This is a genomic window from Microcoleus anatoxicus (genome assembly GCF_042465725.1).
Taxonomy (GTDB): domain Bacteria; phylum Cyanobacteriota; class Cyanobacteriia; order Cyanobacteriales; family Microcoleaceae; genus Microcoleus; species Microcoleus anatoxicus.
Window position 1 is genome coordinate 5,243,296 of the sequence record NZ_CP120853.1, and the last position, 15,817, is coordinate 5,259,112.

The 15,817-nt window shown below is 43.7% G+C and carries 13 protein-coding genes; 10 read left to right on the forward strand and 3 right to left on the reverse strand.

Annotation, left to right across the window (positions count from 1 at the left end):
* Positions 1–3: 3 nt before the first annotated feature.
* The 6 genes from P2A85_RS22740 (at position 4) to P2A85_RS22765 (ending at position 7,683) form a co-directional block, all read left to right on the forward strand.
* Entirely contained in the window at positions 4–1,695 is a 1,692-nt protein-coding gene (locus tag P2A85_RS22740; protein WP_377475661.1) for an adenylate/guanylate cyclase domain-containing protein, read from the forward strand.
* A gap of 76 nt (positions 1,696–1,771) precedes the next feature.
* A complete protein-coding gene (locus tag P2A85_RS22745) occupies positions 1,772–2,755 on the forward strand; it encodes a GntR family transcriptional regulator (RefSeq protein ID WP_377475662.1) in 984 nt (327 codons plus the stop codon).
* A gap of 85 nt (positions 2,756–2,840) precedes the next feature.
* The gene (locus P2A85_RS22750) at positions 2,841–3,503 is read left to right on the forward strand and encodes a nitroreductase family protein (protein ID WP_377475663.1); all 663 of its coding nucleotides are present in this window, start codon (positions 2,841–2,843) and stop codon (positions 3,501–3,503) included.
* 226 nt (positions 3,504–3,729) lie between these two features.
* A complete protein-coding gene (locus P2A85_RS22755; protein ID WP_377475664.1) occupies positions 3,730–5,643 on the forward strand; it encodes a hypothetical protein in 1,914 nt (637 codons plus the stop codon).
* Between the two features lie 146 nt (positions 5,644–5,789).
* Positions 5,790–6,923, forward strand: a complete 1,134-nt coding sequence (locus tag P2A85_RS22760; protein ID WP_377475665.1) for an AAA family ATPase — start codon at positions 5,790–5,792, stop codon at positions 6,921–6,923.
* Positions 6,916–7,683 (forward strand): hypothetical protein, encoded by a 768-nt coding sequence (locus P2A85_RS22765; RefSeq protein ID WP_377475666.1) that lies wholly within the window; start codon positions 6,916–6,918, stop codon positions 7,681–7,683. Before P2A85_RS22760 ends, P2A85_RS22765 begins: the two co-directional genes overlap by 8 nt.
* Positions 7,684–7,758: 75 nt before the next feature.
* On the opposite strand, the gene P2A85_RS22770 is transcribed toward P2A85_RS22765, so the two are convergent.
* Both P2A85_RS22770 and P2A85_RS22775 read right to left on the reverse strand, forming a co-directional pair.
* Positions 7,759–8,400, reverse strand: coding sequence for a Uma2 family endonuclease (locus P2A85_RS22770; RefSeq protein WP_377475667.1), 642 nt, complete (start codon positions 8,398–8,400; stop codon positions 7,759–7,761).
* Between the two features lie 449 nt (positions 8,401–8,849).
* Complete coding sequence (locus P2A85_RS22775; RefSeq protein ID WP_341731073.1) at positions 8,850–9,629, reverse strand: ABC transporter permease; 780 nt, start codon at positions 9,627–9,629, stop codon at positions 8,850–8,852.
* Positions 9,630–9,756: 127 nt separating this feature from the next.
* Between P2A85_RS22775 and P2A85_RS22780 the strand changes: the two genes are divergently transcribed.
* The 4 genes from P2A85_RS22780 (at position 9,757) to P2A85_RS22795 (ending at position 14,472) form a co-directional block, all read left to right on the forward strand.
* Positions 9,757–10,929, forward strand: coding sequence for a DegT/DnrJ/EryC1/StrS family aminotransferase (locus P2A85_RS22780; protein ID WP_377475668.1), 1,173 nt, complete (start codon positions 9,757–9,759; stop codon positions 10,927–10,929).
* 185 nt (positions 10,930–11,114) lie between these two features.
* Complete coding sequence (locus P2A85_RS22785; RefSeq protein ID WP_377475669.1) at positions 11,115–12,791, forward strand: ABC1 kinase family protein; 1,677 nt, start codon at positions 11,115–11,117, stop codon at positions 12,789–12,791.
* A 206-nt stretch (positions 12,792–12,997) separates the two neighbouring features.
* Complete coding sequence (locus tag P2A85_RS22790) at positions 12,998–13,339, forward strand: hypothetical protein (protein ID WP_340517878.1); 342 nt, start codon at positions 12,998–13,000, stop codon at positions 13,337–13,339.
* Positions 13,340–13,521: 182 nt separating this feature from the next.
* Positions 13,522–14,472 carry an NAD-dependent epimerase/dehydratase family protein gene (locus P2A85_RS22795; RefSeq protein ID WP_377475670.1) on the forward strand — a complete coding sequence of 317 codons (951 nt, stop codon included), beginning with the start codon at positions 13,522–13,524 and terminating at the stop codon, positions 14,470–14,472.
* 242 nt (positions 14,473–14,714) lie between these two features.
* Here P2A85_RS22795 and P2A85_RS22800 read toward each other — a convergent pair whose 3' ends face one another.
* Entirely contained in the window at positions 14,715–15,737 is a 1,023-nt protein-coding gene (locus P2A85_RS22800; RefSeq protein WP_377481643.1) for an Npun_R2821/Npun_R2822 family protein, read from the reverse strand.
* Positions 15,738–15,817: the final 80 nt, after the last annotated feature.

Here is a 15,817-nt window from a genome sequence, read left to right on the forward strand (position 1 = left end):
AATATGAACAAAGCTTGGAAGGTAGATTTTTTAATGCTAGTGGAAAGGCTGGTAGCACAAGTCCAAAAAATCGCAGCAGCGACAGTTGCGAGCATTTTTCGGAAATCTGTATCCGCACCGCCACCCATGCAAGCTGCAATCTTCCCTAGCAATGAAGAAGAAAGGCTAAAAGCACTTCACAGTTATAATATTCTCGATACAGATGCAGAAGGAGCTTTTGATGATTTAACAGCTTTGGCATCCCACATTTGCGGTACTCCCATTGCTTTAGTTAGTTTAGTTGATTCTAATCGACAATGGTTTAAATCTAGAGTTGGTTTAGAAGCAACAGAAACTCCTAGAGAGTTGGCGTTTTGCGCTCATGCTATTTTAAAGCCCAATGAATTGCTAGTTGTACCAGATGCCATAAATGACCCTCGCTTTGCTGGGAATCCTTTAGTCACTTCTAATCCAAATATTCGATTTTATGCTGGTACTCCTTTAGTAACTGCTGATGGTTTTCCGATTGGGACTTTGTGTGCGATCGATACAGTCCCTCGGCATCTCAGCCCGGAACAGTTGGAAGCACTGCGGATTTTAGGAAGACAAGTAATCAGTCAAATGGAGTTGCGGATTAATTTAGTTAAGTTAAACCGTTCCATCAAAAGGCAAAAACAAGTAGAAGCAAAACTGCGGGCTTCTGATGAGCAAATTGTGAGTTTTTTAGAAGGAATGAGCGATGCTTTTTTTGCTTTAGATCCCCATTGGCGATTTACCTATGTGAATTACAAAGCTGCGAAGTTTTTGCACCGCAAACCGGAAGAGATTTTTGGTAAAAATATCTGGCAAGAGTTTCCAGATTTGTTTAGCTCAGTATTTTACAAAGAGTTTCAGGAAGCTGTATCTAAACAAGTGGGAATGAGTTTTGAAAAATATTATCGTCATTTAAAAGTTTGGTTGGAAGTTAGGGTTTTTCCTTCCCATGACGGCATTTCTGTATTTTTTCATGACATCACCAAACGTAAGCGGATTGAATCGGCTCTCAGGAAAGAACAGAAAAAAACTAATGGTTTATTGCTAAATATTTTACCAGAGGCGATCGCCGACAGATTGAAGTCCCAACCGGGGGTGATTGCTGACAAGTTTGAACACACCACTGTCCTGTTTGCTGATTTGGTGAATTTTACTCAAATTTCTACCACGATGTCGGCGACTAAATTGGTGTATTTGCTCAATGAAATTTTCTCAACTTTCGACAAATTAACAGAAAAGCACGGTTTAGAAAAGATTAAGACGATCGGGGATGCTTATATGGTAGCGGCTGGTATTCCCATTCAACGGACAGATCACGCAGAGGCGATCGCCGAAATGGCCATGGATATGCTAGCAGCAATTAAAGAATTAAATGTGAAGCTAGAATCGAAATTTGACCTCCGCATCGGGATTAATAGCGGCCCGGTGGTAGCGGGAGTCATTGGTACTAAAAAATTTATTTACGATTTGTGGGGAAATGCTGTAAATACAGCCAGCCGTATGGAATCTCACGGCCTACCAGGTCGGATTCAAGTTAGCATCTATAGTTACGAATTACTCCAGGAAAAATATGAATTTGAAGAACGGGGCTCGATCGAGATTAAAGGCAAGGGGGAAATGCGGACTTATCTCCTGAAGGGGAGGAAAACCTCAAGTGATGATCCAAATAAGATTATGCTATAGAGAGAGATATCCGATCCCTAATGGGCCCGGTACTCACCTATATAAATATTAAGTTGAAGTCCTTGGAGCCTTTAAGATGGTTCAATTTCATATTCAAACAGATAGTGACATTCCAGCCTCCACGCAACTGTTCAATCAAATCAGGTTTGCGATCGCCTCGCGACAATTTCCGCCTGGACACCGCTTACCCAGTACCAGACAACTAGCCATGCAGACGGGTTTGCACCGCAACACCATCAGCAAAGTTTACCGACAGCTAGAAAATACCGGACTCGTGGAAGCTCAAGCCGGATCGGGGATTTACGTGCGGGCTCAAGGCCACGAAGGCGGCAGTAAACTCAAATCTCCCATCCTGGATGAATATCCTCTGGCAAACAAGATAGTGCAAGAAAGCCTGGATCAACTGCTGGGACAGGGCTGTACCCTCAACCAAGCCAGGGAATTATTTTTGGCCGAAATTGACTGGCGGCTCCGGTGCAGCGCGCGGGTGCTCGTCACAGCCCCCGCAGAAGACATCGGCGTCGGAGAGTTGATGGCGAAAGAACTCGAACAAGCTCTGCGTATCCCCATACAGTTGGTGGCGATGGAAGATTTGGCTACTTTTTTGGATCAAATCTCTTCGGGTACTGTGATCACTAGCCGCTATTTTATCGGAGAAGCTGAGTCGATCGCGGCACCTCGTTCTGTGCGAGTTATTCCCGTAGACATTTACGATTATGTTCAGGAGATTAAGTTAGTGGGGGGTTTACCGAAAGACAGTTATTTGGGTTTGGTCAGTCTCAGCCCTGGTATGCTGCGATCGACTGAAGTAATCATTCACAGTTTCCGGGGAGAGGATTTGCTGGTGATGACGGCGCTGCTGTCAGACACGTACAAAATTAACTCCATCGTGCGATCGGCCAGAACAATCTTTTGCGACCAACCAAGTTTTGCTACAGTAAAAGCTGCGATTAACGCGGCCAGAGAAGATATTATTCGTCCGCCCCAACTGGTATGCTGCGAAAATTACATCGGTTCTAAGTCGATTAATTTGCTCAAGCGCGAGTTGGGGTTAGGATAAGTCAGTTGACACGAAAAGCAGTTAAAGTTGTTATTTGTTGTTCTAATAACGAATAACCCATAACCCATCACCCATGAATATTGAAATGCAGCCTTCAATTAATGTCAAAACAGCCATCGAAAGCCGTCGGGCTGCCCGTAGTTTCAGACCCGATCTAATTCCACCAGAAATTCTCAAAGAGATTTTGCGCTTGGGAGTGCGATCGCCTTCGGGTTACAACTTACAGCCTTGGCGGTTCATCATACTCCAAGACCAAACAAGTAAGGAAAAATTAAAAGCCTGTGCTTTCGATCAGCGCCAAGTTGTAGAAGCCCCAATCGTATTAATTTGCTGTGGCGATCGGCGCGCTTCTCAACCCGAAAACATTGAAGCCGTCATTGAATTGGGTAAAGCCGTGGGTGGGGTAAATGATACTTTAGCCGATTATATACGAGGCGCAATCCCGCAATTGTTCGAGTCTCATCCTAGTTTTGACTCCTTAGAAGCTTGGACAAATCGCCAAACAATGTTAGCTGTAGCTCATTTAATGATTGCAGCCAAAAGTTTTGGGGTGGACAGTTGTCCCATGGAAGGTTTTGTAGCCGCCAAGGTGAAAGAAGCCTTTAACATTCCCGAAGCAGTAGATGTTTGTTGTTTGCTTCCCCTTGGCTATGCACAAGAACCTTTCAAAAAATACGGCGGACGTTTTAATTTGGATCGAGTTTATTACAGCGAAAGTTATGGAGAATCTTTACGATTTAAAGTTTGAGATTTGAGATTTTACACTTTCCATAAAAGTGCGTTGCAGCCCAATTAATAGGACTTACAAATTTCAACATAATGCTGTCATTCACAAAGGTTGCCAAACATCTCAAATTATGGCAGAACAGGTTATACTGCGTAAGTTCTATTTAACACTGACAACCCAGCTATCGAAAATTTCAAATATCAAATCGAAAATTGTTAGTGTGGTGAGATATTAAGGAACAATTAATATGAAAGTAGCAGCGCGACAAAGCAGATCGGAAATTCTTGAAGTAGATTTACATAAACATTTACAAGCAGCCGGATTTAAAAATTTACCACTCTATCTAAGCTGCGATTTTCAAGAAGCATCTTTAACCGTAGTAGGAGAACATCCGCGTAGTTTGGTTCTCAAAGCTAAACAAACTTTTGCGGTGCTAGAAGCAGCCATTCTGGAATTGCAACCTCAATCTATTCAACAGATTGGACTTTGCCTGAAAATTACCGGGCAAAAACAGCCCTATGCGTTTCATTCTTTTACCATGAATCACCCTGTTTTGTCAAGGACAAAAACAGTCGAAATACGGCAAAAAGCAGCAGCAATACCCGCAGACTCAACGGAAAGTGCGATCGTACTTAAAGTACCGGAGACGCAGCAGACAACGGAGACAACTCAGGTACCGGATGTAGCTGGTGAGTCGCCCTCGGAAACAGAGGATGGAAACCCATGGTTAGAGGAAACTTTTCCCGATGTGTGGGAGACTCCCAGCCATGAGGAACCGATCGCCTTTAAAGTCTCAGCAATACCGACAGATGGCGAGCTAAATCCATTCGATCCGCTGGATCTAGAACCAGTCACCGTCACCAAAAAACCCAAGCATTCACCGTTTGTGAGCTTAGCTGTAGTAGCTATTTCTAGTGTGGCGATCGTAGTTTTGGGAGGCGTTTATTACCTGCTGAGTCGCCCTTGCGTTATCGGCGAGTGTACCCCATTGGCTGATGCTCAACAGTTAAGCGATAATTCAGCGAGGACGCTCAAAACTTCAAAAGTTGACAATACTCCCGAAGCAGCGCAAGAACAGTTAAAACAGGCGATCGCCCTTTTAGAACCTATTCCATTTTGGTCAATTCATCACGGCAAAGCTGAAGATGAACTTGACAGATACCGCAGGCAAAGTCAGAATTTAAACTTGGCAGTAGATGCCACAAGACTGGCAGTATCCGCCGCAGAAATCACCGAAAATCCGCCCCATAGCGCACAGAATTGGCAAGAATCCCAGTCTCTGTGGCAAAGTGCGATCGCCAAACTCAAAGAAATTCCCCAAAACAGCACAGCTTATCCCTTTGCTCAACAAAAATTAAAGGAATATCGCCAAAAACTAGCAAAGGGAAATAGACAGTTAACCACAGAAAAAAAAGCCGAAAACCAACTGCTAGATGCCAAAAAGACAGCCCAAATAGCAGAAGCCCGCGCCATAGTAGCTCAGCAAGCAGAAAGTTGGGAGAAAGTGCAAGCAAATTGGCAAAAATCCCTCGACAAGCTATCAGACATTTCCACCAATACGGAATCTTACGAACAAGCGAAATCCCTGATTCCTCAATACGAAACCAAACTATCAGAAGCTAGCGAGCGAAAACAAGTCGAAGCAATGGCAGAAGAGGCCTATACTCAAGCAGTAACAATAGCTGCTCAAGCGAGAATTTTTGAGGAGCGAAATGCTTGGTTTCAAGCATCAGAACACTGGCGACGAGCCTTGAGTTACGCCGCCAAAGTTCCTCCCACAACTTCTTATTACTTGAAAACCCAACCACTGATGCCTTCCTATAGAACTTATTTGCACGAAGCAGAAGTTAAGTTGCAGGAAGAAAGGACTTTACAAAAAGCCCGCACTGATTTAGATAAAACTTGCAAGGGAAATCCCAAGATTTGCGACTATACTGTTAGCAAAGATTTGATTGCGGTGCAGATGACGCCCGATTACGTGCAGAAACTGCAACAAATTTTCATTCAAGCCGACTATAACAATGCTACCAAGACTCGTCAAGCTGTAGAAAAGCACGTTCAAACTCTGCAACTCGCTTTGGAGGCGATCGGCGATAACGCCAATATTCCCATGCAAGTGTACAATGCCGAAGGCAAGCGCATTGGCACTCACGGGAATTAGTTGGGATTGGAACAGATTTTAGCGTGGGTTGGCGGCGGCGATGAAGTAAATATTTAACCGCGACTAATCCACCAACCGCCACGCAAAGTCAAAATATGCGATCGCAAATCCTGTAAAGAACGCTATAAAAAGATGTTATAAATTAAATGCTAGAAAAGGTCAAACTTCATAACTTCAAAAGTCATAAAGATACAGAACTAAATTTTGATGATTCACGCCTCCACGCACTCGTAGGACAAAATAGTTCTGGTAAAACATCAGTATTACAAGCATTACATTATCTCAGTCGGCTTGCTAATTCATCATTTGCCAACATTTTTCAGTATGAAAGATCGCCTCAATTTATTGCAAGAATTGGGCAAGATAATATGTCTGTTACTGCAAGTGGTTTTTGGGGAAACCCAGATAGAAATGATTGGAAAGCTTCTTATGACTGGAGACAAACAGTTAATGATTATTGGTCTCCTAGACTATCATGGGAGGCAGATAAAAAGCCGAACAGTATGGAAGGAGAGACAAGTTCCTTCATGTATGCTCCAGAGCCAATTCAGCAATCTTTGAGAAACGCAGTTCATCTTAAGCTCGTAGCCAGTAATCTTGCTAAAGCAGCTTATAGCGATGCAATCATTCCGCGAGTTGAGTTCGATGGTTCAGGGTTAGCACCTACCTTAGACTATCTTCGTGACGAAGCTCCAGATAAGTTTCAATCTTTACAAGAAATGTTGAAACGGATTGTACCAGGTGTACGCGAAGTCGGCGTAAAACGAGCCAAGGTTATGGTAAATCGCCAACGCTTAATCGAAGTCGATGGCAAATCTATATCCTACGAAGAAAGTCAGGAAATGACAGGGCAAGAAGTTGTTCTAGACATGAATACTGGTAAGCGTATTCCAGCCCATGCGATTAGCGAAGGAACAATGCTCGCCCTCGGATTACTGACTGTTTTGATGAATCCGAATCAACCTAATTTAGTATTACTAGATGATGTCGAACAGGGACTTCATCCCAAAGCGCAACGAGAATTGATCGCTGTTTTCAAAGAAATCATTCAACAAAACAACAACCTGCAAATTATTTTTTCCACCCATTCTCCTTACATTGTGGATGAACTTACTCCATCTCAAGTTCATGTATTAAGCAACAACAACTCAGGTGTTACTCATTCCAAACGATTGGATGAACATCCTGATGTAGAATGGGCAAAACAAACTTTAACCACTGGAGAATTCTGGGATGCGGAGGGAGAAGATTGGGTGGTTGCAGGAGAAATCAATGATTGAGTTTGTGGTGATTGTCGAAAGTAGTGCAGACGCACGAACCGCTACTAAATTAGCCGATCGCGTTTTAGTAGATAAAATTGATTGGTTAGAGCCCGATCTGCTGCAATATCATTTTCTATGGAGTGGTTTAGAAGCTGGTACAGAGAATTCTTGTTGGAAAAATATTGATGATATAACTAAACGTCTTTCAGATAAATTTAAGTTCCCCACCATCAGATCGAATGGAAAATTTAAAAGTGATGGTCAATCAGCTAATAAAATTATCAAGTTAATCAGCTTTCTACAATACAAACAAAAGAGAGATATTAAAGCCGTTATTTTGATGCGTGATTTGGATAATCAACCTCAGCGAAAAGAACATATCGAGGAAGTACGTTTAGATAACATTCATCTACAACCTAAATTAGCAATTATTATTGGTACACCCGACAGAATGCGGGAAGCCTGGGTTTTGAATGGGTTTGTGCCATCTAATCAAGAGGAAGCACAAATCCTTAAAGAGATAACGACAGAATTGACGTTTAATCCTTGCGAAGAATCTCACAGACTACGCTCTAACTCATTGACAGAACCCGATCGCATTAGAAACCCTAAAATAGTTGTGGAAAAGCTTACAGGTGGCAAGATGGAACGGGAACAACAGTGCTGGGAAGACACGGAGCTGGAAATTCTGCGAAAAAAAGGTGTTCAGACAGGGTTAACAGCCTATATTGATGAAATCGAAGAACGATTAATTCCAATCATTGAATCTGCTGAATAAAAGTGGAACCTAAACACCTTACAGCTATAAGTAGCGCATAAAACCACTTTTTGAATAAGCCCTGTTCATTCAAAACTAATCAGTATCCCCAGGAATCTCATCCGCAATCAATCCAGCCTGAAAAATCTGTTGCGCCGTCAAATCCAACTCTGGGAAAGTTGGCGACTCAATCCGATCATCTCCCCGAAATTGACTAATTTCATACTCGCCATCAACCAACCGATAAATCGAAATAGTCGGTTGCTTAGGATTCCCGATAAACCTGCGGCCGCCCAAACCGAGATAATCCACAATCCAGTATTCAAGAATCCCGATTAGTTCGTATTCACCTACTTTTTTGATGTAGTCATCTTGCCAATTCGTGCTCACGACTTCAACAACCAGCGGAATTGATGCCCCTTGAGTCACAGTGGAGAATTTTTTCCACAGAGGTTCTGATGCTAAATTCGGACGATTTAAGATCAGAATATCGGGCGAATAAGCTGATTCGTTTTCTGGGGGCTTAACTAATGCTTGTCCGGGGATGAAGTAGGGAAGGTTTAGCCGATCGAATTCCACCGTCAATTTTCTGGCGCAAAAACCGATAACTTCTTCATGGTCTCCTAATGGCTGTGACATTTCAACAATCTCTCCATTGTGCAGTTCATAGCGTCCGTTTTCTGGCTTCCATTCCGCAAATTCTTCAAAACTTAGTGTTTTAGTTGCTATTTGAATCATGGTTATTCTCCTTAGTGGTGATTAGGGCGGGCTAGAAGCCCACCCCACAAGATAACTCATATCAAATCTGGTAGCATCGGAATTGATATTACTCACAGCCAGGAGACGGCAATGCCCATTGGTGTCAACTTAAGGCTGAAACCCTTGAGAAATCTCGTTTTTATGCCAAGTCTAGATCCCCCTAAATCCCCCTTAAGAAGGGGGACTTTGAGTAACTTCTTGTCCCCCCCTTCTTAAGGGGGGTTAGGGGGGATCTAAGTTTAATGGTCAAACAGCCATCTTTGACTGGGTTTGAGCTTAAGTTGACACCAATGGGCAATGCCGTGTCCCTACAATTAATCATAGTAGGGAAACGGCACTGCCGTCTCCTCATTCCCAATTCCCCATGCCCAATGCCCAATTACCAATTCCCAATGCCCCATGCCCTATGCCCAATTCCCTATGGCCAATTACCATTTAATCAATTGTGCATCTTGATTAAAAAATCTGCGATACAATCCCTCAGTCAATAGCAAGGTTGCGATTAAAGTTGCCAGCGCTAACACAAACATAATCAAAATCTGGTAAGATGCTGCATCCAGAGGGGCAACACCACTGAGCATTTGACCTGTCATCATACCGGGCAAAGTCACAATTCCCACAACCGTCATTGTATTTAAAGTGGGGATTAATCCAGCTTTAATAGCATCTTTGCGATACTGCTTTACTGCTTGCTGGGGGGTGGCTCCTAAACTCAGATGGGTTTCTATTTCTAACTGACTACCATTAATTGTACTCACGAGTCTTTCACCGGCGATCGCCCCGGAATTCATGGCATTTCCTAATATCATCCCCGCTAAAGGAATCAGGTATTGTGGTTCGTACCAAGGCTCAGGTTGTAGAATTAGCAAATTTGTATAGGCCAAAGTCAAGGCGGTGCCGGTCAAAATTGAACCCGAAACTAAAGGTAGTAAGTTTTTGATTTTTTTGCTGATGCGGTTGGTGGCGACTACGCTAGCTGTTGTCACCATGATTGCTAAGACTGCTAAAACCAGCCAAGGATTTTTAGCATTGGGGTCAAATACGACTGCCAGCACGTAGCCGACTAAGATTAACTGGATCAGGGTGCGCCCCGCGGCGATCGCGATCGACCCGGACATTCCCAATTCCTGCCAAGCCGAAAGCCCGATCGCGATCGCCACCATCCCCAAAGCCCAACCCAAATCCGTAAAATCTAGCAAAATTAACACAGGAACTCCGTTTCGATAAAGTGATTGTTGGCGCGTCAAAATATAAGATATTGCAATAAAGGTGTCTGGGAAACAGTTTTGCTGCAAGAATTTGGTTTGATAATGGTTGAAATTTATGGTGTGAAGAGTGAATAATGTCCCCCCCCTCAACTTAACCAGCCAATACGCCCTGATTGGCGACGAAATAGCTGCTGCGGTGCAAAAAGTGCTTGCCTCTGGTGGCTACATCGGCGGCCCGGCTGTCAAGAATTTTGAACAAGAGTTCGCCAACTACACCGGAGTTTCCGACTGCGTGGGCTGTAACTCCGGCACCGATGCCCTGATTTTAGCTTTGCGGGCGCTCAAAATTGGCCCTGGCGATGAAGTCATCACCACTCCTTTTACCTTTTTTGCCTCCGCTGAGACAATTAGCGCCGTCGGTGCAACTCCAGTGTTTGTCGATATTGACTCTGGGACATTTAACATGGATGTCGATCGCCTAGAAGCAGCCATCACCGAAAAAACCAAGGCAATTATGCCCGTGCATATCTTCGGGCAACCCACAGACATGACACAGCTCATGGAAATTGCCAACAGACACAATCTAGCAGTCATTGAAGATTGCGCCCAATCTGTCGGTGCCCAATGGCAATCTCAAAAAGTCGGCAGCATCGGCCATGTAGGCTGCTTCAGTTTTTATCCGACCAAAAACTTAGGAGCTTGCGGCGACGGCGGAGCTGTCACCACAAACGATCGGGCCCTAGCAGCATCCATGCGGATGCTCAAAGAACACGGCCAGTCCTCCAGATACTTTTACGAAGAAATCGGCTACAACAGCCGTTTAGATGCCATACAAGCAGTGATTCTCAGCATTAAATTGCGATATCTCGACACATGGAATGCTCAGCGGCGCGAAAAAGCCGAATTCTACAGCGAAATTCTCTGCCACATCCCCGGAGTCGTCGTACCACAAGAATTGCCCAAAGCAAAAGGAGTTTGGAATCAATACACTATCCGGCTCACCAGTCCAGAAAACCCGCACCATCCTCCTATTTCTCCCTCTGGAAAATTTCGCGACTGGATGCGGACTCAGTTACAGGAAAACGGCATCGGTTCCATGGTTTACTATCCGTTACCTTTGCACCTGCAACCTGTGTACAAATCTTTAGGTTATCAGCCTGGTCAGTTGCCCGTCGCGGAGCAAGTTTGTCGCGAAGTCTTGTCTTTGCCCATGTTCCCAGAACTGTCGAGGGATCAACAAGAGCGCGCGATTTATGGACTCAAAGATTGCTTAGCTCAATCAGCGGCGTTTTTTGAATAAGCACTTGTACTTTTATGTACTATAGTTAATGAAAAGAAACAAATTTAGAAGAAGGAAGAAGGAAGAAGGAAGAAGGAAAAAGGAACAGGGAAGACAGTTTTAACTACCCATGCCCAATGCCCGACACCCAATGCCCCCATTCCCTATTAATTGTCAATTTCGGAAACTAAGAGGAAAATAAACGAGTGCGTCAGTATCAATCTACTCAAGCTAGACGCTACGATCCACAAGCGATCGCTCAGTATTACCGCAACCGTCCTTGGAAAGCAATTTGGCGAGCCATCACCGTTATTTGGTCCTTTGCAGGCTTCGTCATCGGGATGCTGTGGGACAGTTGGCAGCACGAAGTCGCCGCACACCAGCCGGAACGAGCGGCACACCTGCGACAAATACTGACTCGCTTGGGCCCCACTTTCATTAAAGTCGGTCAAGCGCTCTCGACCAGACCAGACTTGATCCGCAAAGACTTTCTCCAAGAACTGATCAAACTCCAGGATCAGTTGCCACCCTTTGACTCTGCCCTGGCTTTTGAGATTATTGAAGCAGAACTCGATCGCAAAATTAGCGACACTTACAGCCAAATCTCCCCAGAACCAGTCGCAGCAGCCAGTCTCGGCCAAGTCTATCGGGCTCGTCTCATCACCGGAGAAGCAGTCGCCGTCAAAGTTCAGCGACCAAACTTGCTCCCCATCTTGAGTCTTGACCTCTACTTAATGCGCCAGGCCGCCGGATTATTAGGCCCATTATTGCCACTAAATCTCGGTCACGACCTCAGTTTAATTGTCGATGAATTCGGCATTAAATTGTTCGAGGAAATCGACTACATCAATGAAGGCCGCAACGCCGAGAAATTTGCGACAAATTTTGCCGATGACCCGACAGTAAAAGTACCGAGCATCTACTGGCGCTATACTTCAAAATCCGTTCTCACTCTTGAGTGGATTGACGGCATCAAGCTGACCGATATGGCAAGCGTTAAAGCCGCAGGTTTGGATACCAATAGCTTAATTGAAGTCGGAGTCCGCAGCGGTTTACGACAGTTGCTAGAACACGGATTTTTTCACGCAGACCCCCATCCAGGAAATCTATTTGCTCTAGCGGACGGCCGCATGGCATATATCGATTTTGGGATGATGGATCAGATGGAAGAAACAACTAAAGAAACTTTGGTTGATTCCGTCGTTCATTTAATCAACAAAGATTATTTAGAGTTAGCCAAAGATTTTGTAAAACTCGGCTTTTTGACTCCAGATACAAATATTATGCCGATCGTCCCGGCCCTAGAATCTGTACTGGGTGATATCATCGGCGAAAAGGTAGGAGATTTTAACTTCAAAACGATTACAGACCAGTTTTCGGAATTGATGTACGATTATCCTTTCCGAGTGCCGGCCAAGTTTGCCTTAATTATTCGCTCTCTGGTAACGGAAGAAGGTTTGGCCTTGACGCTAAATCCAGATTTCAAGATAGTTGAGGTTGCCTATCCTTACGTGGCGCGACGTTTGTTGAACGGGGAATCTCCGGCACTGCGGCGGCGCTTGATTGAGGTATTATTCAAGGATGGCAAATTCCAGTGGAATAGATTAGAGGAGATGATCGCGATCGCTAGGTCCGATCGGAGTTTCGATCTACTGCCGACAGCACAACTAGGTTTACAATTCTTGCTATCCGAGGAAGGCTCGTTTTTGCGACGCCAGCTAATGCTAGCTTTGATTGAGGACGATCGCATCCACACAGCAGAAGTTGGCAGCCTGTGGAACCTAGTCAAGGAAGACCTGCAACCAAGCCGCCTATTCAACGTTGCTCTGGGCGCATTAGCAGAACTTTCCACAGAAGGAGCCGCCGCCCTCACTCGATTTTAGTCAGTTGTCAGTTGTCAGTTGTCAGTTGTCAGTTGTCAGTTGTCAGTTGACAGGAAAGCAGTTGTCACTCAACGCCGTCAACAGTTAACAATTAACAGTCAACAGTTAACAGTCAACAGTCAACAATTCCCAATTCCCAATTCCCAATTCCCATTACCCCAAAAGAATTATTCGTGTATTATTTCCCCGAACCTCCCTATTTTTTTATGACTGCTGGACTCCTAGCAGGAATAGCCTCTGGCTTAGCCTTTGAAGGAACCCTCAAAGAAGCCGTAAAGTTGTGGTCAAAAAATCGTGCTACTCGCACTTTAGCAAACCTGCAAGGATTGCAATTATTCATACCTTTCCTGGGAATGGCCGGAGGAATTTGCGTATTTTTAGCTTCTGGTGTAGAGATTTTTGGACTTCCCAAATTGTTCGCTTACGCTTTATCTTTCCCACTAACCGTACTCACCGGCTGGCTAATTTGGAGACAGCTAGGTAAGCTATTGTTGGAGTTAGAACGGGGAGGCTCCCAAGCCCTTGACTTAGATTCCTATGAAGGATGATAGTTAACAATTACCCCCCTTTTTTTAGATAAAAAAGGGGGTTAATTGTTCTCTAATCTTTGAGCCTAATTAATTTAGATGATTTTTGAACCGCAGAGGACGCAGAGAACGCAGAGTTAGAGGCAGAAGAGACTCGCAATTTATTCAATAATTTTTGTAAAAGCTTTAAAATCTAAAATAGAATGAGTATTTTTATTGTTACTGGTGCCGCGGGATTTATTGGTTCTAACTTAGTAGAAACTCTTTTAAATAGAGGAGAGACAGTAATAGGTGTTGATGAGTTCAACGATTATTACGATCCTTCGCTAAAACGTAAGAATATTGCACGATTTGAAAACTATCCTGGTTTTGAATTAGTGGAAGGAGATATTTTGTCTCTAAATTGGTCATCGCTTTTGTCCGATGCTAAGGTGATTTTTCATCAGGCCGCCCAGGCGGGAGTTCGTGCTAGCTGGGGCGAGGGTTTTCGCAGCTATACCGAACGCAATATTAACAGCACCCAAGTATTATTAGAAGCTGCTAAAAATGCACCAAGACTGCAAAAGTTTGTCTACGCTTCTTCTTCCTCAATTTACGGAAATGCTGAATCTTTCCCCACGAGTGAAAATGCTTGTCCCCAGCCCGTTTCTCCCTACGGAATTACCAAGTTAGCTGGTGAACGTTTGTGCGGGCTTTATTATCAGAATTTTGGTGTTCCCACAACTTCGCTGCGTTATTTTACAGTTTATGGGCCTCGACAGCGCCCTGATATGGCTTTTCACAAGTTTTTTAAGTCGATTTTGTTAGACCAGCCGATTTCTATTTTTGGCGATGGATTACAAACGCGGGATTTTACTTTTATCAGCGATTGCGTTGCTGCTAATTTAGCGGCGGCTGAGGTTGCAGAAGCAGCAGGGGAAGTTTTTAATATTGGTGGGGGAAGTCGCGTAGTTTTGAAAGAAGTTATTGATACAATAGAGCAGATTGTCGATCGACCAATTCGGATCGAATTTACCGAAACGGCGCGGGGTGACGCGCGACACACTAGCGCTGATGTATCTAAAGCTAAGAAAATATTGGGTTATCAGCCAAAAGTTAGTTTAGAAGCAGGTTTAAGGCGCGAATGGGAGTGGATTCAGTCTTTGTACGGTTAAATCCTATAACACTTACCCAAAAAACCCGGTTTCTTGGAAAAATCGTCGCTATATCCGAGAGATATTGATGCAGAAACCGGGTTTTTGACCGGTTTATCAAGTAGGGACACGGCATTGCTGTGTCCTCTATATCATTCCGATACAACTGGATTTGATATGATTTAACCGCGAAGGCGCTCATGACGCGAAGGAAGAGAAGAGAGAGATTAATAATTACGATGATGAGAGGATTTGATATTATACTATTTATCCCAGAAATTCCGCAACTTAAATTGAACATTATTAACTTTTTGATTTCCCCAACTTTTGAGATTTCTGTGGAAGCGAACTAGCAAATTTGGAGGGGTGAGTTTTGGCTGGGTTTCCGGCGACTTCAAATAACGGTAGTGCAGAAATATATCTCGGTAGGGAATCTCCACATCTTCGCCAGCACATAATCGATTAATTTTGGCCGCCGAAATACTCATGTAGTGCAAATAAGTCAGCCGCCGTCCTTTATCGTATAGAACATTATCTTTCACATCAAATTGGGAAGACCAATGATTCCCCGTCACCTGTTCTGGTTGAGCATAGGCAAAGTTGTAAAAAGAGATTTGGCTGCGGGCGACTAAATAGTTAAGTAAAGATTGGTCAGCCCCCCGCAAAGACATAATTTCTGCTTCTCCTGATGTTAAATATTCTAAATATTGAGAGCAATTATTACGATTTAAAATACCTGATTTTGAAGCAAACCAACCCGCACAAAAAGTATGAGATTGCAGTTGGTCAATATTTAAAATTTGTGGCAATTTGGGAGACGATAAATCAAAGATATAATTGAGGTCTGATTTGTATTGAAAATCGTTAGCTACCCAATCAAAGTCATCAAGTTTTTGATATATGTAATCCAGATTTCCCATTAACAGAGTGTCTGCGTCAAAATAGATGAATTTATCAAAATCGCCGTCAAAACAACATAACTTTCGGTGCATTTCCAAACATTGAACTGGTTTCCAACCTTTAGATTTCCAAACTTTTTGAGCTTTCCCATGAGTTTGCCAAACTTGAGTGGCAAATTTTTCCCAAAACATGATTGAATCGGTATTGTCAAACAAGGTGACATGAGGACGAGTTGCAATTTCTACGCGCACTTTTTGCAGTCTCTCATCATAGGGAATGATGCAAACAGGAATATCTTTTGCCCCGTTCACTTCCAGACTGTTTAATAAGGCGACTAAGTGGTCGAAAACCACATCATTTGCTAGTATATAAATACCATTGGTCATAATTTGAAAATACATTATATCAGGTTCTGTTGATGGGCTGGTAACGCTGATCCGGAGGATCTACCTCCAATTTCACTCCG

Excerpts from the sequence above, each read along its gene's own strand:
- P2A85_RS22795 (WP_377475670.1), top strand. The coding sequence starts at position 13,522 with ATGAGTATTTTTATTGTTACTGGTGCCGCGGGATTTATTGGTTCTAAC.
- P2A85_RS22750 (WP_377475663.1), top strand. The coding sequence starts at position 2,841 with ATGCAGCCTTCAATTAATGTCAAAACAGCCATCGAAAGCCGTCGGGCT.
- P2A85_RS22790 (WP_340517878.1), top strand. The coding sequence starts at position 12,998 with ATGACTGCTGGACTCCTAGCAGGAATAGCCTCTGGCTTAGCCTTTGAA.
- P2A85_RS22760 (WP_377475665.1), top strand. The coding sequence starts at position 5,790 with ATGCTAGAAAAGGTCAAACTTCATAACTTCAAAAGTCATAAAGATACA.
- P2A85_RS22755 (WP_377475664.1), top strand. The coding sequence starts at position 3,730 with ATGAAAGTAGCAGCGCGACAAAGCAGATCGGAAATTCTTGAAGTAGAT.
- P2A85_RS22740 (WP_377475661.1), top strand. The coding sequence starts at position 4 with ATGAACAAAGCTTGGAAGGTAGATTTTTTAATGCTAGTGGAAAGGCTG.
- P2A85_RS22800 (WP_377481643.1), bottom strand. The coding sequence starts at position 15,737 with ATGACCAATGGTATTTATATACTAGCAAATGATGTGGTTTTCGACCAC.
- P2A85_RS22745 (WP_377475662.1), top strand. The coding sequence starts at position 1,772 with ATGGTTCAATTTCATATTCAAACAGATAGTGACATTCCAGCCTCCACG.
- P2A85_RS22765 (WP_377475666.1), top strand. The coding sequence starts at position 6,916 with ATGATTGAGTTTGTGGTGATTGTCGAAAGTAGTGCAGACGCACGAACC.
- P2A85_RS22770 (WP_377475667.1), bottom strand. The coding sequence starts at position 8,400 with ATGATTCAAATAGCAACTAAAACACTAAGTTTTGAAGAATTTGCGGAA.